Below are 19228 nucleotides of genomic sequence, written 5' to 3' on the forward strand. Positions count from 1 at the left end.
TCTACCCCTCAGCGGGCTGGATGCGCGCGGCGCCGTCGTACGCCGTGTGCTCGTTGGCCTGCCAGATCGGCCCGAGGATGTGCGAGTAGTCGTCGTAGCGCGCGTCCTCGTCCGCGTACTGGGCGCCGTTCGCATCGTCGCCCGCGAAGATCGGCCCGCCGGAGACGCCCTCGTTCATGTCGCACGGGAGGTTGATCTGGTCGGCCGACTCCCTCTGGAACACGCCGCGGCAGCGTTGCAGGGACTCGCCGTCGAAGCGGCGCGCGGCCGGGTAGCCGTACACGGTCCCCTCCTTGACGAGGGGCTGGTCGAAGAGGACGGGTGAGGCCCCGACGACGCTCTGGATGTTGCGCCCGTCCGCGTCGAGCGCGACGACCTCGAAGCCCGCGTCGTCGCCCAGGTCGTCGTTGTCCTCCGTGTAGCCGCCGGCGACGACGCCTCCCACGACGGGCCAGGTGCCGTAGTCGCCGTCGTGGTCGCCGTCGTGGTAGCCGGGGACGAAGACGGCGTCGGTGGCGAAGGCACCCTTCGCCGTCATGCAGTGCGCGGCGGTGGCCACGGTGGAGCGGTTCGCCGCCTTCACGACGTTGGCGCTGCACGCGTAGTCCTGGCCGTTCAGCGTGTAGAAGATCCTGCCGATGTGCGACACGGGCGTGACGCGCTGCGCGATCGAGATGGGCGGTGCGGCGGTGGCGGCCGACGCGGCGAGGGGCTGGGCAGCCGGTCGGCTCGACGGGCCGGAGGACGTCGGCACCGCGTCGTCGTCGGCGGCGGCGGACGCCAGGGATGCAGCGGCCATGCGCTCCGGCGTCCAGTGGGCGCGAGCCCGGGCCGTCGCATCGGGAGAGCCCGTCTCCGGGAGAGTGACCGGCGCGCGGACGATCTCCGAGGTGGATGAGCGCGTGTCCGCGGGGGCGGTCGCCGCCAGCGCGGCGGGGGCGGCGCCCGAGAACAGCGCTGCGGCCCCGGCGAGGGCGAGGGCGGAAATGCGGAGGCGACCGGGTCGTGGAGCGGGGACGAGGGATGGCATGACGTTCCTTTCGAGATGCGGGTCGAAGGCGAGTGCCGTGGCGCGTCACGGTAGAGCGACCTCGCATCCGGCGGGCTGTCGACTGCACAGAGGCCGTGCATCTGCCCGACGTCGCCGCAGAGGCCCCGCGCTGCCCTACCGGACGGTCGCGCGCTCGCGCTCCCGGCCGCCCGCCCCCGCGGCACCGGCCACCGCGACCGCCGGGTGCACGGCGTCCCGCTCGTCGTCCGCCGCCGCCGCCCGTCGGGCCGCGATCGCCTCCCGTGCCGGGTCCTTCGCCGCGAGCGCCGCCGCGATCGTCAGCACCGCGTACAGCCCGATGTAGGCGCAGAGGATCCACGGGGATCCGCCGCCCCACTGCAGGAACAGCACCGCGAGCAGCGGCGTGAGGCCGACGGAGAAGATGCTGCCGACCTGATAGCCGAGCGAGACGCCGCTGTAACGGACGCCGGTCGGGAACTGCTCCGCGAACCACGCGGCCTGCGGCCCGTAGATGGAGTCGTGGAAGACGTTCATGCCGAGCGCGAAGACGAGCGGCAGGAGCAGCAGCGGGCCGGAGTCGAGGAACGCGAAGAACGGCCAGATGAGGATCCCGATGCCGGCCGTGCTCGCGATGGTGAGGCGGCGGCGGCCGACGCGGTCGGAGATCCAGCCCCAGAGGGGAGTGGTCAGCACGCTCAGCGCCGACACGATGAGCACCGCCGTGAGCGCGCTGCCCGAGTCACCGCGCTTCTCGCTGAGGTAGGAGAGCGTGTAGACGGTGAGGATCGAGTAGAGCGCGGGCTGCACGAGGCGGAGGCCCGCGGTGATGAGCACGGCGTGCGGGTGCCTGCGGAGCACGACGCCGAGCGGGAAGCGCTCGACATCGCCGGCCGCCGTGATCTCCGTGAACTCGGCGGCGTCCTCCACGCGCAGGCGGATCACGAGGCCGACGCCCACGAGCACGGCGCTGAGGAGGAACGGCAGGCGCCAGCCCCAGGCGAGGAACTGCTCCTCGCCGAGCGTGAAGCGCGTCGCGGCGAAGACGGCGGTCGCGAGGAGCATGCCGCCCGCGGAACCCATCTGCGTGAACGCGCCGAAGAGGCCCCGGCGGTGGGCGGGGGCGTGCTCGACGGAGAGCAGCGCGGATCCGCCCCACTCGGCGCCCGCCGCGATGCCCTGCACGAGCCGCAGGAGCACGAGGCCGACGACGCTCGCGAGGCCGATGGTCGCGTAGGTCGGCAGGACGCCGATGAGGGTCGACGCGATCCCCATGAGCACGAGCGAGTAGACGAGCAAGCGCTTGCGGCCGATGCGGTCGCCGAGGTGCCCGGCGACGATCCCGCCGATGGGCCTGGCGAGGAACCCGACCCCGTACGCGGCGAACGACGACAGCAGGGCGACCGCGGGCGTCTGGTTGGGGAAGAACTGGCTGCCGAACACGAGCGCGGACGCCGTGGCGTAGAGGTAGAAGTCGTAGTACTCGACGGTGGTGCCGATGAACGACGCGGTGAGGACGCGGCGGCGGCGGCGGGAGACGTCGGCGGGGGCCTCGGGGGCGTCGGGAGCGGCGATCGGTGCGGCGGATGCGGCGGGCGGTGCGGTGGTCATGGGGTCTCCAGCGGTGCGGCTGCGGTGCAGGGGGAGCGAGCGGGGATCCGCCCGGGTGCCGCCCACCGTGTCCCGTGATCCCCCGGTCGGGGAAGAGCCGCGGTCACGCCGCGTAACGCGCCCCGGTAATCCCGCGTCACACGCGCCGTCCCGGATTCCGGCGCCTGGGAAAGCGAGTGGAATGGTTAAGGTCCGACGAGAGGATCCCCATGCCCGACGCCTGGCCCCCGCTCCGCTTCGCCGCCTTCGTGATGAACACGGCCAGCCACATCCAGCACGGCCTGTGGCGGCACCCGTCCGCGCGCCAGCACGAGTTCGACGACGTGCAGCTCTGGGTGGATCTCGCCAAGACGCTCGAGCGCGGCCGCTTCGACGCCATGTTCTTCGCGGACGTGGTGGGCCTCTACGGTCCGGGCGACGGCGCCTACGACGTCAACGCGCGCGAGGGCCTCCAGTTCCCGAGCAACGACCCGTCCGTACTCATCTCCGCGCTCGCCGTGAGCACCGAGCACCTCGGCTTCGCGTTCACGAGCTCGGTGCTGCAGGCGCACCCGTTCGACTTCGCGCGCAAGGTCTCGACGCTCGACCACATCACGAAGGGGCGCATCGCCTGGAACGTCGTGACGAGCGCGCTCGACGGCGCCGCCCGCAACTTCGGGCACGACGGACTCGAGGACCACGACGCCCGGTACGCCTGGGCCGACGAGTACCTCGACGTGGTCTACAAGCTGTGGGAGGGGTCGTGGGACGACGACGCCCTCCAGCGCGACAAGGAGCGGGGCGTGTTCTCGGATGCGTCGAGGATCCACCGCATCGACCACGAGGGTCCGCGCTACAAGGTCGCCGGGCCGCACCTGTCGTCGCCGTCGCCGCAGCGCACGCCGGTGCTGTTCCAGGCCGGATCCTCGCCCGTCGGCCGCCGCTTCGCCGCCCGGAACGCGGAGGCGCAGTTCATCCTGTCGTCGACCCCGGAGAAGACCCGCGCCCTCATCGAGGACACTCGGGCGCTCGCCGTGGACGCGGGCCGGCGGGCCGACGACCTCTCCTTCTGGCTCGGGCTCTCCTTCATCACCGGGAGCACGGAGGAGGAGGCGAAGCGCAACGAGGCCGAGATCGACGAGTACCTCTCGGCCGACGGCTTCCTCCTGCACTCCAACCTCGGCTTCGACCCGAAGACGGGCGAGCAGCTGGATCCGGCGACTCCGCTCTCGCAGGTCGAGACCCAGGCCGGGCAGAGCCACCTGAACTGGCTGCGCGAGGCGTCGCCCGACCGCGAGCCGACCATCGCCGACCTCGCCCGCCTCTCCGCGAAGCTCCGCGGCCGCGTCGTGGGCACGCCCGAGCAGATCGCCGACGTGCTCGCGGGCTGGCAGGAGGCGGGCGTCGACGGGATCAACGTCATCAACTGGACCCTGCCCGGCAGCTACGAGGACTTCGTCGACCACGTCACGCCCGTGCTCCAGGAGCGCGGGCTGCAGCAGAAGGAGTACGAGCCGGGGACGCTGCGGCACAAGCTCACCGGGCGCGACCGGCTGCCGGAGTCGCACCCGGCGGCGGCGTACCGGGGCGCGTTCTCGTGACGGGGGCCGCGACGGGCGCGTCCACCGCGGACCTGCGCGCCGAGTTCCTCCCGCTGTTCGACCGGATCCGCGACGGCGCCGTCGCCCGCGAGCGCGACCGGGAGCTCGCCCACGACGCCGTGGCGCTCCTCCGTGGGGCCAGGTTCGGGGCGATCCGCCTGCCCGTCGCGGACGGCGGGCGCGGCGCATCGCTGGCCCAGCTCGTCGAGCTGGTGGTCGAGCTGTCGGCCGCCGACGCGAACGTCGGGCACCTGCTGCGCGGCCACTTCGGCTACGTGGAGCTGGTGCTGCGCCGGCCGCCCGGGCCCGCGCGCGACGAGTGGATCCGCCGGATCGCAACCGGCGCGATCGTCGGCAACGCCACGAGCGAGCAGACCGGGAACACGCTCGCCGACATCTCCACGACGCTCCAGGAGCGCGACGGCCGCTGGATCCTCGACGGCACCAAGTACTACTCCACCGGCACGCTCTACTCCGACTGGATCTACCTCGCCGCGGGACGCGAGGCCGCCGACGGCGTCGAGCGCGTGACGCTCGCGATCCCCACCGACGCGCCGGGCGTCACCGCGGTCGACGACTGGGACGCGTTCGGCCAGACCCTCACGGCGAGCGGCACGACGACGTTCGCGGGCGTCGAGGTGGATCCGGCGACCGTCACCGCGTACCGCGAGGCACCGCTGAGCCACATCCAGGCCTTCTACCAGCTGTACCGCGTGGCGGTGCTGGCGGGAATCGCCGAGGAGGTCGAGCGCGACGCCGTCGGCTATGTGCGGAGCCGCACGCGCACCTACATCCACGCCACCGCCGCGCTCCCGCGGGACGACCCGCAGGTGCTCGATGTCGTCGGGCGGATCTCGGCGAGCGCGTTCGCCGTGCGCGCCACCACGCTGGCCGCGGCCGCCCGGCTGGACGACGCGGTCGCGACGGCCCCACCCGGCGACGCCCTCGACCGTCCGACGCTCGACGCCGCCGAGAACGCCGTCTACCAGGCGCAGGTGCTCGCGGTCGATGAGGTGCCGGCCGCCGCGACCCTGCTGTTCGAGGTCGGGGGAGCATCCGCCACGTTCCGCGTGCGCGCGCTGGACCGGCACTGGCGGAACGCCCGCGTCGTCGCGAGCCACAACCCGGCGATCTACAAGGCCCGCGCCATCGGCGAGTACGCGGTCGCCGGCCGCGGTCCTGTCGACGCGTGGGCCGCGTACGAGAAGGTGGGCGCGACGGCGTTCCCGCGGTGACGGCTCGCCTGCGCGGAAACGCGGAGCGCGGGACCAGCGGTCGGTGCACGGAGGAGCCGCCGTCGACCGCGGTGGTCTGACCGGTGACGGACGTGGATCCCGAGCCCACGAGGAAGACGGCGGGCGCGACCTGCGTGCGATCTGCGCGCGACGTGCGCGCGTCGTAGCCGACTCCGGGCAGGACGGCACCGAGGCCGGGTCACGGGCGCCGTCGGTGGAGGGCGCACGCGACCCGGCCTCGATCGGCCGACGGGGATCAGCCGACGCGGGACTGGGCCGTGCGGTACGCGGCCTCGATGACGCGGTCCCACACGGGCGCGACCACGAGCGGCTTCTCCTCCAGCCCGCCGGACAGCACGCTGTACTGACGCGCGCCCGGGCCGGATCCGTCGAACAGGGGGGCGCCGGACGCGCCCTCCTTCATGTCGCAGTCGAGCTCCTGGCCGCTCTGCCCCTCGAGGTGCGTGGCGCGGGCGATGCCACTGCAGAGGAACGGCGCATCGCCGGTGAAGCGGCCGCTGGCCGGGTACCCGATGATCGTCGTGTAGTGCGTCAGCTTCTGGTGGAACTCCACCGGGGAGGCGCCGACGGCCTCGGTGAGGGTGCGTCCGTCGGGGCTGCCGACCGTGAGGAAGGCGGTGTCGCGCGACGGATCCAGCGTCTCGCGCCAGCCCGCCGCGAGCGTCACCGAGGTGACCGGCCACACCGTGTACGGCTGGCCCTTCATGTACCCGGGCACGAACACCATCTTCGACGGGTCCTTGCCGGGGAAGGCGCAGTGGCCGGCGGTCGCGACGGTGAGGCCGTTCTCGGACTCGACGGCGTTGCCCGTGCAGCTGAACTCCTTGCCGTCGACGACGTACGCGACGATGCCGATGTGGGAGACGGGGTCGACCTGCTGCGCCACCGGGATGACGGGCTGGGCGCGGCGCTGGTCGCGGGCGGCGGAGGTGGTGAGCTCGTCCGCGGACGGGGTGTCGTCCGGCGAGGTCGGGGTGCCGGTCACGCGCGTGAGCTCGGGGGATCCCGCACCCTCGAGCCGCTCAGGCGTCCAGAAGGCGACGGCGTCCGCCGCCTCGGCGGCGGATCGCGTGACGGTCGAGGGGGCGGGCACGGCGTCGTCGGCGGTGGCGGACGACGTGGGCGAGACGGCGACGAGGGCGATCAGGCCCGCGGCCCCGGCGACCACGGCGAGGGCCGGGCGGCGGAGGAGCGTGCGGGCGAGGATCCGTGCGGCGGTGCGGGACGCGTGCGTCATGGACGGTCTTTCCGTTGGGGGAGCGGCCACCTGGCCGGCGGCCGAGGCACCGACGGTAGCCGTCGACGCCGCCTCCGCGCGCGGACGCCGAACAACCGGCTGGGCGGCCGACGCACATGCGCGGCGCGTCAGACTGGACGCATGACCTCGCGCCCCGCGTCCCTCCCGACCGCCGACCCGCGCATCGCCCCGGACGGCGGACGCAGCTCGATCCCGCGCACGCTCGGGCGGATCCTGCTCGGGCTCGTGCTGATCATGGCCGGCACCGGGCACCTGACGGTCGCGCGCGAGTCGTTCCAGGCGCAGGTGCCGACGTGGCTGCCGATGGATCCTGACTTCGTGGTCCTCGCATCGGGCGTGGTGGAGATCGTGCTCGGCCTGTCGCTCGTGCTCCTCGGCCGCTGGCGCGTCTGGGTCGGCCTCGTGGTCGCCGCCTTCTTCGTCGCGATCTTCCCCGGCAACATCTCGCAGCTCGTCACGCGCACGCCCGCGTTCGGCCTGGAGACCGACGCGGCCCGCGCGATCCGCCTCGTCTTCCAGCCGCTCCTCGTGCTCTGGGCGCTGTGGGCGACGGGCGCCTGGTCGGCATGGCGGAACAGGCGCGCCCGCCGCTGACCGGGGTCGGGCGGCGGGCGCGGGGCTCCGACGGGAGCGGCGTCACGTGCCTACAAGCTGAGCCGCAGGTGGTCGACGGCGCGCTGCGCGCCGGACGTGCGGTGCCCGACGCCGAACCAGGCGATCGCGCCGAGCACCGGGAAGACCACGACGGCCACGACCCAGAGGTCACGAGCGAGACCCGCGAGCGCGCGGTCGCGGACGACCTGCACGAGCGCCGTCACGATGAGCGCGACGTGGACGATGGCGAGCGGGGCGACGACGGCCCCGGCGATGAGCGCATCCGACATGCAATGCCCTCTCCGTGTGCGCGTGAATCGAACCTCCGCGCGTGCCACGCCGACCCGCGAGAGGAGGGCGGCCGTCGCGGCCTTCACGCCCGTCTCGATCGTGCCCTCCATGGTGGGCGCGAACTGCGGCGTGTGGTTGCCGGGCGGCGGGGTCTCGCCGCCGAACGCCGACGCCTCGACGCCGCCGAACGCCCAGTAGACGGTCGGCACGCCGATCGCCTCGCCGAGGATCCCGAAGTCCTCGCTGCCCATGATGGGCGGCGACTCCTTGACCATGTCCTCGCCGAGCTGCGCGGTGAGCGCCGCCACGATCCCGCGCGTCGCCTCCGGGTCGTTGCGGTTCAGCGGGAAGGAGACGATCTCCTCGATCACGGGCTCCGGCGCCCCGCTCGCGGCGGCCTCGGCCAGGATGATCCGCCGCACCGACACCAGCACGCGCTCCCGCACGGCCGGGTCGAAGGTCCGGATGCTGAGGCCCAGCACCGCGTGCTCGGGGATGATGTTCTCCTTCGTGCCCGCCTGGAACGTGCCGACGGTGACGACCGCGGCGGCCTGCGGATCCAGCTCGCGCGCGACCACGGTCTGCAGCCGCAGCACGATGGCGCTGGCCGCGACGATCGGGTCGATGGAGTTCTGCGGCTGCGAGCCGTGCGCGCCGCGGCCCTTCACGGTGACGCGCCACGAGTCGCTCATGCTCATGAACGCTCCCTCGCGGGTCGCGACCATGCCGACGGGGAGCGGGAAGACGTGCTGGCCGAGGATCACCTCGGGGCGCGGCGCGCGGTTCCAGAGGCCGTCGGCGAGCATGGCGCGGGCGCCCTAGCCGGTCTCCTCGCCGGGCTGGAAGAGGAAGACGATGGTGCCGGCCCACGCGGCGCGGTTCGCGGCGAGCGCCTGGGCGGTGGTGAGCGCGGCGGCGACGTGGAAGTCGTGGCCGCAGCCGTGCATCGTCGGCACCTCCTTCCCGGACGGGTCGATGCCCGTGTCGCGGCTGGCGTGCGCGAGGCCGGTCTCCTCGAGGATGGGGAGGCCGTCGGTGTCGGCGCGGAACGCGACCACGGGGCCGTCGCCGTTGCGGAGGATCCCGACCACGCCGGTGCCGCCCGATCGGAACGTCTCGGCGCCGATCGCCTCCATGTACGCCTCGATCGCGGCGGCGGTCGCGTGCTCCTGCATCGAGAGCTCGGGGTGCGCGTGCAGCGAGCGGAAGAGCTCGTGCGCGTCCCGCACGTCGTCGTCCAGCAGGGTGACACCGGGGTGCACGTCCATGGGGATCCTCCTCGGGTGTGGGTGGCGTCCCTCGTGGGGACAGGTGGATCCAGGCTATGCCCGGCCCTCCGCCGACCCGGAGCCGCCCGCGGCCGGGGGCGGTCCGTCGCACCTCCCGGCGTCAGTCCTCGACGTCCTGGCTGACGACGTCGCCCGAGGCCGCGTCGACGCGCACGGAGTGGGTGACGCCCGAGGCGTCCACGACGTCGCCCTCCCACAGGATCCGGCCGCCGTCCGCGTCGAGGCCGAGCTCGGTGAGGGTGCCCGCGACGGCGCCCGTCAAGGCGGAGGCGGCGTCCGCGTGGCCGATGCGCGCGCCCTGCAGGAGCGCCGCGGTGTCGGCGAGGTCGTCGGCGTCGTCCGCGTCGGCGACCGGGCCCGCCGTGACCGCGGATCCGTCGGCACCCGTGTGCACCTCGTGCTCGCGGCCGTCGGGCTCGGCGACGACGACCTCCCACGAGGTGCCGCCGGCCTCCTGGTCGACGGAGACGAGCGCGCTGCCGGGGACGGCGGCGATCGCGGTGTCGACCGCGGCGGCGAGGGCGCCGTCGGCGGGAGCCGGGTCGGCGTCGGATCCGGTGGACGGCGCGGCGGACGCAGAGGAGGATCCGGCGCCCGGGGCGGACGCGGGCGCGGTGCCCGGCTGGGAGCATCCGGCCAGGGCGAGGCCGCCGATCAGCGGCAGGGCGAGCACCAGGGCGGCGCGGCGGACGGTGGTCGATGCGGTGTGCGTGGTCATGCGCCCACGATGCCGGGCGGCACCTTAACCGGACCCTAAGCGCGCTTCGGCCGAGCGGGCGTCGACCGCGCGGACGTCACTCCGCGGACTGCTCCGCCGGCAGGCGCAGCGCGACGCGGGCGCCGCCGCCCGGTGCCGCATCCACGGTCGCGGATCCGCCGTGCGCCTCCGCGACCTCGCGCACGATGGCGAGGCCGAGCCCGGATCCTCCCGAGTCGCGGTCGCGCCCCTCGTCGAGGCGCACGAAGCGGTCGAGCACGCGCTCGCGTTCGCCCGCGGGGATCCCGCACCCGTCGTCGTCGACCGTGAGCACGACACCGCCGTGGCCCGCCGTCGTGGACACGGTCACCGTCGTCGCCGCGTGCCGGGCGGCGTTCTCCACGAGGTTCCGGACGGCGAGCGCGAGGAGCCGGGCGTCGCCGGAGACGCGACAGGCGGTGATCCCCGCTCCGTCGACCCGCACGTCCGCCCGCCCGCGCAGCCGCGCGACCTCCTCCAGCGCGACGTCGTCGAGGTCGACGGGGCGGCGGTCGAGCGCCGCACCGTCGTCGAGGCGGCTGAGAACGAGGAGCGCGTCGACGAGGTCCTGCTGCCGCCCGCCCTCGGCGAGCACCACGTCGGCGAGCTCGGCGAGGCTCGTCCGGTCGGGGTACATGCGGGCGAGCTCGGCATGCTGCCGCACGGTCGCGAGCGGGGAGCGGAGCTCGTGCGACGCGTCGGAGACGAAGCGCCGCTGTGCCGTGCGGGACGCCTCGAGCCGGGCGAGCATGCCGTTGAGCGTGCGCGCGAGCCGGTCGACCTCGTCACCCGTCCCGGGCTCGTCGATGCGCGCGTCGCCCGCCGCGGAGCCGATGGCCTCGGCGTCGCGGCGGATCCGCTCCACCGGCCGCAGCGCCCGGCCCACGACGACCCACGCCAGCAGCGCCATGAGCGCGACGACGACGGGCACGGCCACGAGGAGCAGCCGCACGACCGCCGCGACCGCCTCGTCGGCCTCCTCGAGGGATGCCGCGACGACGACGGTCACGCCGCCCGCGTCCTCGACCTCGCCCGCGACCACGAGCCGCCGCTCCCCGTCGACGACGACGTCGTCGGCCCGGTCGTCGACGTGCAGGGGCGGGCCGTCGGCGTCCTCGCCGTGCGCGATGACGCGGCCGTCGCCGTCGAGCACCTGCACGAGGTCATCGTCACCGAGGTCCGTCACCGCCTGCGGACCACCCGCGGCGACCGCGTCGGCGACCGTCTCGAGCGTGCGCCCGGCGGCCTCGCGGACGCCGTCCTCGAGGGATCCGCGGAGCACCACCGCGAACGCGACCGCGCCGAGCGCCCCGAGCACGAGCGCGATGAGGGCGACCGCGGTCGTCGCCCGGACACGGAGCGAGCGGCGTCGCCGGCTCGGCTCACACATCGGATCCGCCCAGACGGTACCCCGCGCCGCGCACCGTCTCGATGGTCGAGGTGCCGTACGGCCGGTCGAGCTTCCGGCGCAGATGCGCCACGTACACCTCGACGATGGACGGGTCGCCCTCGAAGTTGTCATCCCAGACGTTCGCGACCACCTCGCGCTTGGACACGACGCGCCCGGCGTTCCGCGCGAGGAACTCCAGGACCGCGAACTCGCGGCTCGTCAGGTCGATCTCCTGGCCGGCGCGGGTGGCGCGGCGGGGGCCGGGGTCGACGACGAGGTCGCCGATGCGGTGCGCCACCGGTCGGGCGGGCGCTCCGCGACGCACGAGCGCGCGGATCCGGCGACCAGCACGGGGAACGCGAACGGCTTGGTGACGAAGTCGTCCGCGCCCGCCTCGAGCGCCTCGACCTCGTCCCAGTCGCCGTCCTTGGCGGTGAGGATGAGCACGGGCGTCCAGATCCCCTCCTCGCGAAGCGCTCGGCAGACGGCCCAGCCGCTCATGCCGGGCAGCATGAGGTCGAGGAGGATCGCGTCGTAGCGGTTCTCGCGCGCCCACCACAGCCCGTCGACGCCGTCGTGCGCCACGTCGACCGCGAATCCCTCGGCCTGCAGCCCGCGGCGGATCCCGTCGGCCAGCCGCCGCTCGTCGTCCACCACGAGGATCCTCATCCGACCACCGTGCCAGACGCGTCGGGCCGACGGGGCACGGGGGCGGTCGGGCCTCAGCCGAGGTCGACGCCGCCGCCCGCCGGCCGCGCGGGAGGATCGACGAGCGACGGGTCGCGGATGATGCCGATCGGCGTCGTGTCGAGCCGCACCGACTGCACGACCACGCGCTTCGCCCGGCGGCGCAGGTGGCGACGCGCCTGCGGCGTCGCGAGCAGGCTGCCGAGCACGAGGCCCGCGCCGATCGCGAGGGTCGTCGCCATCGCCCCGACGAACGCGCCCGTCGCCCCGGACGTGCCGGCCATCGAGTTGAGCAGCGCCGAGGCGACCGCGAGCGACGGCAGCAGGGATCCGCAGAAGGCGGGCACCGCTATCGCCGTGGCCGACACCCGGACGCGCGCCGCGACCACCGTCCCGAGCGCGCCGAGCAGCGTCGCCACCAGGAATGTCGCCGCGAGCAGCGGGATGCCGGCCGCCTTGAGGATCCAGAGCGACACCGTGCCGACGAGCGCCATGCCGATCGCGACGGGCATCACGCGCGCGTTGGCGCCCTGCGTGATACCGGTGGCGCCGGCCGCGAAGAACGTGGTGATGAGGAGCATCCAGAGGGGGAGCGCCCGCAGCGTGATGTCGGTGGGATCCACCTCGATGTCGACGCCGGCCGTGAGCGCGAGGCCGCCCGGGATGCCGACGGCGATGCCCGCGACGATGAGCACGATGATCATGGCCCGCGACAGCGCCATGGCCCGGAAGCCCGAGATGGCGTCCTGGGCCCAGGTGACGATGGTGACGTGGGGGAGGATCAGCACCACCACGGCCGCGACCATCGCCGCGGCGCTCCCCGCGGGCATGACGCCCGACCAGATCGCGAGCGTGCCGACGGCCGCGACGATCGCGGACTGCACGGCGACCACGAAGAACGGCGGGATGCCGCGGCGGGAGAGCTGCCGGCCGAGCACCATGGCGCCGATCATCAGCAGGAACGCCCCGACGGCGCCCGGGAGGGAACCGCCCGCCTGCAGCGAGACGGAGACGCCGAACAGGCCCATGGCGGCGTCCGTGATCCACGACGGCCAGCGGGGCGGCGACTTCAGCACCTCGACGAGGCCCTCGACCGCGCTCGTCATGTCGCGGTCGTCGTGGAGCAGCTCGTCGACGATCTGGTACACGAGCGAGAGCCGGTGCAGGTCGCTGCCCTCGGCCGTGACGACGCGCAGCTTCACGAGCGGCGGGCCCTCGAGCGGTGCGTACTGGATGGTGATGGCCGTGCCCGTGATGTCGAGCTCCAGCGGCGCGAGGTTCCACTTCGTGCTCACGGCGACGATCGCGATCTCGACCGCCCGCACGTCGGCGCCGGAGGCGAGCATCACCTCGCCGAGGTCGAGGCAGAAGTCGACGATCTGGCGCGGGGAGTAGAGGTCGCCGAGGCGGCCGTGCGCGGGCTCGGTGCCCTCGTAGATGGTGGCGCGGAGGCGGGCGCGGACGTCGCGCATCTCCTGCGGGTTGACGCGGCGGCGGCGCTGGCGCGGCGGACGCGCGGCTCCGGGATCCCGGCGGGGGCGCCGCGGGTCGCCGGGCGGCGGGGTGGTGCTCAGCGCGATCAGCGCTCCGTTCGGTGGCCGGCCCGCGTCGAGCGGGGGCGGATGGTGGTTCGTCCCCACCCTAGGTGCCGGGTCGGGGGACATGCGCGCGCGGCGCCCGACCGGGGGTCGGACGCCGCGCGGGGCGAGCGGGGTGGATCAGCCCTTGGGGCAGGAGCTGGTCGACGCGCTGATGGGACCGCCGACCTTCGGGGCCGGGCAGATGTACTTCGCGTAGGCGCTGTTCCCGTCGAGGTAGCGCTTGAGGAACGCCGTGACCGCGTTGCGGATCGTGGCGACCGGCACGTGCTCGCCCGCGGCGTGGCCGAGGCCCTTCAGCTCCAGGTACTGCTTCGGCGTGCCCGCCGGGATGGAGTCGTACGCGGGCTTGCCGAAGTCCTTCGGGATGGCGACGTCGTCCTTCTGGCCGGTGATGACCAGGGTCGGTGTCGTCAGCCTCGGGTGCGTCGGGGTCGTCGTGTTCGGGGCCGTCGCGGGCGGGAAGTCGAAGGGCATGAGCCCGATCGCGGCCGTGATCGACGGGCGCGACTGGGCGGCCTGCGTCGTGCCGCCTCCGCCGAACGAGTAGCCGATGAGACCGACGTCGTTCGCGGACACCTACGACCTCACCGCGCTCTGGCCGGTGAGGTGATCCGCCGCGGCGAGGATCTCGGTAACGCGCTGCTCGGGAAGTCGCCCGTGTCCAGCGTGTCGATGGCGAACGCGACGAAGCCCTGCGAGGCGACGAGCTCGGCCATCTCCTTCTCGTCGGCGTTCGTGTCCGTGAAGCCGGGGTGATGACGACGGCGCCGAGGACGGGCTCGCCCGCATCCTGCGGCGTGGAGATGACGCCGCCGCCGAATGCCGTGATGGCCGTCTTCGGGACGACCGTGGTGCGCACCGCGAAGGGCGCGTGGTGGTGGGCCGCGGCGTGGGCGGGCGCCGCGTGGTGGGCGGGGGCGGCCTGGGCGGCGGTGGCGATCGCGAGGGTGGCGACGAGGGCGAGCGCGGCGACGACCGCAGGATGCGAGCGGAGCGCGGAGGGTATGACGGGCATGGGCGTCCCCTTGGTCGAAGGGCGGGAGCCCGCGGCGGTCGCCGCATACGGAGGTTCGTCAGCACATCAGGAGCGCGCGACCCCGGCCCCTGTGCCGTCCTCCCCAGCCGCGCCGCCCGGGGATGATCCGCGCGCGGGACGCCACAGATCCCGTGCGCGCGACGCCGCCCGCGCGCGCGACGCCGCGCGGGACGAGCGGACGGATCAGCTCGTCGGGCAGGAGCCGGTCGACGGGGTCGGGGACGTCCGCGGCGCACGCCGCCGGACGAGGCGTCACGTCACGTGGGCGTCGCCGCCGCGGTCGTCGTGCGGCGTCAGAGGATCCGCTTGCCCGGGCCGAGCACGACGTCGGGCCCGAGCCCGGCGTCGACGACCACCGGCACGTCGGCCGCTGCCTGCGTGCCCTCCGGGACCCACATGCGGTCGCGTGCCACGAGGATCACGAGGCCGTCGACGTCGCCGACCGCGGCGAACCCGTCTGTCGCGAAGCCGCCGTAGGGGTGCAGCCCGGCCTCCTCTAGAAGCCCGACCGCGGCGGGCACGTCGTCGACGACGACGCCGACCTCGCTCACCGCGACGATGTCGGACGCCCGGAACCGACCCGTCGGCAGGCCGTCCGGGGCGAGGGCGCGGCGTTCGATCAGCTCCAGCCCCTGCGCGTCGGGCCCGCGGAAGTAGACCGAGCGTGAGTCCCAGGTGCCGGGCCCCGCGAACTCGTCGCAGCCGTCGGGCGCGATGACCTCCGCGCGCTCGCCGAGCCACGCCCGGGCGGCCGCGAAGGTGCCCGTCGGGATCGTGAACGCCAGGTGGTGCGCGCCGCTGTAAGCGGGGTCGTGCACGAAGCGGAGTCGCGACGGGCCGATCTCCACCTCGACGGCGTCGTCGGTGATGCGCACCGGGAAGCCGAGCGCCCGGTAGGCGTCGGCGACCTCGGCGGTGTCGCGGGCGGGCAGGGTCACGGCGCGGATGATCATGCGCCGATCCCAGCACCTCAAGCGAACTTGAGGTCAAGCGCAGGCGACGCCTCAGTCGAGCAGCTCCCGCACGTGCGCGAGCGAAAGGCGGGCCGCGACCGCGATGCGGTGCTCGTCGAGCCCCGCGGCGTGCGCCGCGCGCACCGCGTCCCCGAGCGCGGCGGCGGACGCGGCCAGACGGTCCGACGCCCCCGCGAGCCGGGCGACGTGGACATCGTGCTCGGGATCCGCGACGGGCGGCCGCGCGCCCATGTCGATGACCCAGTCGGCGTCCGGGTGCCGGGCCTCGAGCACCAAGCGGCGCACCGCGGGTAGGTCCGGCGCCGACCAGGCGAGGTCGCCGAGATCCGCGAGCGCCACCCAGCGCAGCTCGTCGTGGTCGGTGCTCGCGGTGGGGAGCGGGCCGACGGGATCCGCCCGGTAGCAGGCGAGGTCGACGACGCGCTCGCCCACGGGCACCTCGGAGCGGTCGACGAGCGCGCCGACCGTCACCTCGACGCCGAGCTCCTCGCGGATCTCCCGCGCGAGCGCCGCCTCGGGCGTCTCGCCCGGCTCGACCTTGCCGCCCGGGAACTCCCACGTGCCCGCGCCCTCCTTGTGCGCCGCGCGGCGGCAGGCGAGCGCCCGCCCGTCGCGGATCAGCACCGCCGCCACGACCTCGAGTCCCGCCATCCGTGCCTCCCGTCGGCGTCGCCAGCCGCCTCGACGCTACCGGCCCGTCCGACCGCGCCCGGGCGGGCCGGACCCGGCCTGTACCGTGGGACATCCGGCATCCGCCGCGACGAGAGGCACCACCCGTGAAGATCAGCCACCAGCGCCACTTCGTGGTCGCGGCCGAGGTGCTGCACCTGCCGAAGGCGGCGGATCAGCTCGGCATCTCGCGCGCGAAGCTCGCCTCATCCATCCGCGCGATCGAGGAGCACTACGGCAGGTCCGTCTTCGATCCGCAGAGCACGGAGACGCGCCTGACGAAGACCGGCCGCCTCGCCTACGAGGAGGCGCTCGAGGAGCTCGCGAAGCCGTCGACCCCGCCCGAGGCGCCGAAGCCGCCGGCCGGCGGGAAGGCCAAGGCCTCCAAGGGCCAGGGTCGCGCGCCCGTGGTCAAGGGCCAGCCCAAGCCGTACAAGCGCACGCAGGGGCGCTGAAGCGCGCGCAGGGGCGCTGACCCGACCGGATCAGCGCCCCTGCGACGGGTGGTGCGTCCTACTTCTCGAGGAACTCCAGCACGGCCTGGTTCCACTCCTCGGGGTGGCTGACCGTGACGCCGTGCGGGGCGTCCTTCACGACGTGCAGCTCGGAGCCGGCGATGGCCTGGTGCGTGCGCGCGCCGGATCCCTCGAACGGCACGGTCGCGTCGCTGTCGCCGTGGATGACGAGCGTCGGCACGGTGACCTTGGTGAGGTCGTCGCGGAAGTCCGTGGTCGCGAACGCGGCCATCGACGCGAGCGCCGCGTGCTTCTTCGACTGGTGCGCGAGCGCGATGGCCTCCTGGCGCTCGGCCTCGGTGACCTTGAGCACGCCGTTCGCGGAGTAGAAGCCGGTCGTGAACTCGTCGTAGAAGGAGTCCTCGTCCTTGGTGAGGCCGGCCGTCATCTCGGCGGCGGCGTCCTTCGTGAGCGGGCCGTCCGAGTTGTCGTCGGTCTTCTCCAGGTACGGCGGCACCGCGGAGGCGAAGACGACGCTGTGCAGGCGCGCCTCGCCACGGGTCCCGATGTAGCGGGCGATCTCGCCGCCGCCCATCGAGAAGCCGACGAGCGTGACGTCGACGAGGTCGAGCGCGGTGAGCACCGCGTCGAGGTCGGACGCGAAGGTGTCGTAGTCGTAGCCGGTGAGCGGCTTGTCGCTCCGGCCGAAGCCGCGGCGGTCGTACGTGATGACGCGGTAGCCGGCGGCCTCGAACGCGGGCACCTGCTTGCTCCAGGACTCGCCCGACAGCGGCCAGCCGTGGATGAGGACCACGGGGCGTCCCGTGCCCCCGGTGTCGTCGACGTGCAGGTTGGTGTCCTTCAGGAGCCCGTGGTGGGCGGTGATCTCGGTCATGCGGTCGTCCTTCCCTCAGTGATGAGTTCGTGCACTACATATTTGCTTCGGAGTCGTGCGCGGTGCGGTGCGGTCCGGGGATCACCCGCCGCCGGCACGCGGGCGCGGGCGGCAGGATGGACCCATGCCCCGAGCCAACTCCTCCTACCGTGCCGCCCGTGACCTCCTTCAGGAGATGCGCACCGACCGGACATCCGCGGTCGAGCGCTTCCGCTGGCCCGACGTGGGCGAGTCCTTCAACTGGGCGGTCGACTGGTTCGATGGCATCGCGCGCGGGAACGACCGGGTGGCGCTGCACGTCGTGGCGGGCGACGGGTCCGAGCGCCGCCTCACCTTCGACGAGATGGCGACGCGCTCCGACCGCGTCGCGACGTGGCTCGTCGCCCGCGGCGTCCGGAAGGGCGACCACGTCATGCTCATGCTCGGCAACCGGGTGGAGCTGTGGGAGACGATGCTCGCGATCATGAAGGCGGGCGCCGTGATCCTGCCGACCTCGACCGTGCTCGGGTCCGCCGACCTCACGGACCGCGTCCTGCGCGCGGGCGTGCGCCACGTCATCGCCGACCTCGCGCACACCGCCGTGTTCGACGACGTGCCGGGGGAGTACGCGCGCATCGCGATCGGCGCCACGGGCGACACGTCCGTGCCCGACGGCTGGGCCGACTACCGCGACGCTGACGACGCGCCCGCCGACCGGGTGGGCGTCGCGGTCGCGTCCACGGATCCCGCGCTCGTCTACTTCACCTCCGGCACCACGAGCAAGCCGAAGATGGTCGTGCACACGCACGTCTCGTATCCGGTCGGGCACCTCACGACCGCGTACTGGCTCGGGCTGCAGCCGGGCGACGTGCACCTCGCGATCAGCTCGCCCGGCTGGGGCAAGCACGCGTGGAGCTGCTTCTTCGCGCCGTGGATCGCGGAGGCCACCGTCTTCGTGCACGACTACGCGCGCTTCGACGCGCACGCGCTCGTGGAGCAGCTGGACCGTGCCGAGGTGACGACGTTCTGCGCGCCGCCGACTGTGTGGCGCATGCTCATCCAGGCGGGGATCCGCGAGCGGCCCGGGCAGCTGCGGGAGATCATGTCCGCGGGCGAGCCGCTCAACCCCGAGGTCATCGCGCGCATCGAGGAGTGGTGGGGGCTCACCATCCGCGACGGCTACGGGCAGACCGAGACCACCGCCATCGTCGCGAACGCGCCCGGCGACGCCGTGGTCCCCGGCTCCATGGGCACGGCGCTGCCGGGCGTCGACGTCGTGCTCGTGGATCCCGTCACAGGCGAGCCCGCCGACGAGGGCGAGATCTGCCTCGACCTCGCCACGCGGCCCGTGAACCTCATGGCCGGCTACCTCGGCGACGACGCCCGCACGGCCGAGTCGATGCGGGACGGGTACTTCCACACGGGCGACGTCGCCCGACGCGACGCCGACGGCACCATCACCTTCATCGGCCGCACCGACGACATCTTCAAGTCCTCCGACTACAAGATCTCGCCGTTCGAGGTCGAGAGCGTCCTCATCGAGCACCCGGCGGTCGCGGAGGCGGCGGTGGTGGGCGCGCCGGATCCCGTGCGGCTCAACGTCGCGAAGGCCTACGTGCACCTCGCCGCCGGGTGGGAGCCCGACGAGGCGACCGCGCTCGCCGTGCTGAAGCACGCGCGCGAGCGGTGCCCGGCGTTCATGCGCGTGCGCCGCGTGGAGTTCGGCGAGCTGCCGAAGACCGCGTCGGGGAAGATCCGCCGGGTCGAGCTGCGGCAGCGCGAGGTGGCCGCATCCGACGCCGGCGAGCGGCTCGACGGCGAGTGGCGCGACGACCAGTTCCCGGGGCTGCGGGCGCGCTGACCGCGCGTCGGCGGCGCGTCTCCGGCCGGCCGTCGGGCGGTGACGGGAGCGGCGCCC

The 19228-nt window shown here is 74.0% G+C and carries 16 protein-coding genes and 2 pseudogenes; 5 read left to right on the forward strand and 13 right to left on the reverse strand.

Annotation, left to right across the window (positions count from 1 at the left end):
• Position 1: 1 nt before the first annotated feature.
• Positions 2-1030 carry a trypsin-like serine peptidase gene (locus CMS_RS16190; protein WP_012298669.1) on the reverse strand — a complete coding sequence of 343 codons (1029 nt, stop codon included), beginning with the start codon at positions 1028-1030 and terminating at the stop codon, positions 2-4.
• 135 nt (positions 1031-1165) lie between these two features.
• Complete coding sequence (locus CMS_RS06335; protein ID WP_041464475.1) at positions 1166-2620, reverse strand: MFS transporter; 1455 nt, start codon at positions 2618-2620, stop codon at positions 1166-1168.
• 209 nt (positions 2621-2829) lie between these two features.
• Here CMS_RS06335 and CMS_RS06340 point away from each other — a divergent pair, with 209 nt between their 5' ends.
• Both CMS_RS06340 and CMS_RS06345 read left to right on the forward strand, forming a co-directional pair.
• Positions 2830-4200 (forward strand): LLM class flavin-dependent oxidoreductase, encoded by a 1371-nt coding sequence (locus CMS_RS06340; RefSeq protein WP_012298671.1) that lies wholly within the window; start codon positions 2830-2832, stop codon positions 4198-4200.
• Positions 4197-5435: an acyl-CoA dehydrogenase family protein gene (locus CMS_RS06345; protein WP_012298672.1), complete on the forward strand. Its 1239-nt coding sequence runs from the start codon at positions 4197-4199 to the stop codon at positions 5433-5435. Before CMS_RS06340 ends, CMS_RS06345 begins: the two co-directional genes overlap by 4 nt.
• A gap of 256 nt (positions 5436-5691) precedes the next feature.
• On the opposite strand, the gene CMS_RS06350 is transcribed toward CMS_RS06345, so the two are convergent.
• The gene (locus tag CMS_RS06350; protein WP_041464476.1) at positions 5692-6693 is read right to left on the reverse strand and encodes a trypsin-like serine peptidase; all 1002 of its coding nucleotides are present in this window, start codon (positions 6691-6693) and stop codon (positions 5692-5694) included.
• A gap of 141 nt (positions 6694-6834) precedes the next feature.
• Here CMS_RS06350 and CMS_RS06355 point away from each other — a divergent pair, with 141 nt between their 5' ends.
• Entirely contained in the window at positions 6835-7308 is a 474-nt protein-coding gene (locus CMS_RS06355) for a DoxX family protein (RefSeq protein ID WP_012298674.1), read from the forward strand.
• Positions 7309-7646: 338 nt separating this feature from the next.
• Here the strand turns inward: CMS_RS06355 and CMS_RS06360 are convergent.
• From CMS_RS06360 to CMS_RS06400, 9 genes and pseudogenes are all read right to left on the reverse strand, one after another.
• Positions 7647-8867: pseudogene (locus CMS_RS06360) on the reverse strand (amidohydrolase); the annotation flags it as partial.
• A 121-nt stretch (positions 8868-8988) separates the two neighbouring features.
• On the reverse strand, positions 8989-9606 hold the full coding sequence (locus CMS_RS06365; RefSeq protein ID WP_012298675.1) for a PepSY domain-containing protein: 618 nt from the start codon (positions 9604-9606) through the stop codon (positions 8989-8991).
• A gap of 76 nt (positions 9607-9682) precedes the next feature.
• On the reverse strand, positions 9683-11014 hold the full coding sequence (locus tag CMS_RS06370) for a sensor histidine kinase (protein ID WP_012298676.1): 1332 nt from the start codon (positions 11012-11014) through the stop codon (positions 9683-9685).
• Positions 11007-11683: pseudogene (locus CMS_RS06375) on the reverse strand (response regulator transcription factor). The gene CMS_RS06370 and the pseudogene CMS_RS06375 overlap by 8 nt, the downstream one beginning before the upstream one ends.
• A 53-nt stretch (positions 11684-11736) precedes the next feature.
• The gene (locus CMS_RS06380; protein WP_223842744.1) at positions 11737-13173 is read right to left on the reverse strand and encodes a threonine/serine exporter family protein; all 1437 of its coding nucleotides are present in this window, start codon (positions 13171-13173) and stop codon (positions 11737-11739) included.
• A gap of 246 nt (positions 13174-13419) precedes the next feature.
• Complete coding sequence (locus CMS_RS17825) at positions 13420-13878, reverse strand: poly(ethylene terephthalate) hydrolase family protein (protein ID WP_223842745.1); 459 nt, start codon at positions 13876-13878, stop codon at positions 13420-13422.
• An 8-nt stretch (positions 13879-13886) separates the two neighbouring features.
• On the reverse strand, positions 13887-14018 hold the full coding sequence (locus CMS_RS18145) for a hypothetical protein (RefSeq protein WP_256890528.1): 132 nt from the start codon (positions 14016-14018) through the stop codon (positions 13887-13889).
• 613 nt (positions 14019-14631) lie between these two features.
• A complete protein-coding gene (locus CMS_RS06395) occupies positions 14632-15291 on the reverse strand; it encodes a hypothetical protein (protein WP_012298678.1) in 660 nt (219 codons plus the stop codon).
• 51 nt (positions 15292-15342) lie between these two features.
• Positions 15343-15963 (reverse strand): (deoxy)nucleoside triphosphate pyrophosphohydrolase, encoded by a 621-nt coding sequence (locus CMS_RS06400; protein ID WP_012298679.1) that lies wholly within the window; start codon positions 15961-15963, stop codon positions 15343-15345.
• A 125-nt stretch (positions 15964-16088) separates the two neighbouring features.
• On the opposite strand from CMS_RS06400, the gene CMS_RS06405 reads away from it, so the two are divergent.
• Positions 16089-16436 (forward strand): LysR family transcriptional regulator, encoded by a 348-nt coding sequence (locus tag CMS_RS06405; RefSeq protein ID WP_012298680.1) that lies wholly within the window; start codon positions 16089-16091, stop codon positions 16434-16436.
• Positions 16437-16494: 58 nt separating this feature from the next.
• Here CMS_RS06405 and CMS_RS06410 read toward each other — a convergent pair whose 3' ends face one another.
• Positions 16495-17331: an alpha/beta fold hydrolase gene (locus CMS_RS06410; RefSeq protein ID WP_012298681.1), complete on the reverse strand. Its 837-nt coding sequence runs from the start codon at positions 17329-17331 to the stop codon at positions 16495-16497.
• A 124-nt stretch (positions 17332-17455) separates the two neighbouring features.
• Here CMS_RS06410 and CMS_RS06415 point away from each other — a divergent pair, with 124 nt between their 5' ends.
• Positions 17456-19171: an AMP-binding protein gene (locus tag CMS_RS06415; RefSeq protein ID WP_041464478.1), complete on the forward strand. Its 1716-nt coding sequence runs from the start codon at positions 17456-17458 to the stop codon at positions 19169-19171.
• Positions 19172-19228 lie beyond the last annotated feature (57 nt).

Origin of the sequence: Clavibacter sepedonicus, assembly GCF_000069225.1 — a bacterium.
Taxonomy (GTDB): Bacteria; Actinomycetota; Actinomycetes; order Actinomycetales; family Microbacteriaceae; genus Clavibacter; species Clavibacter sepedonicus.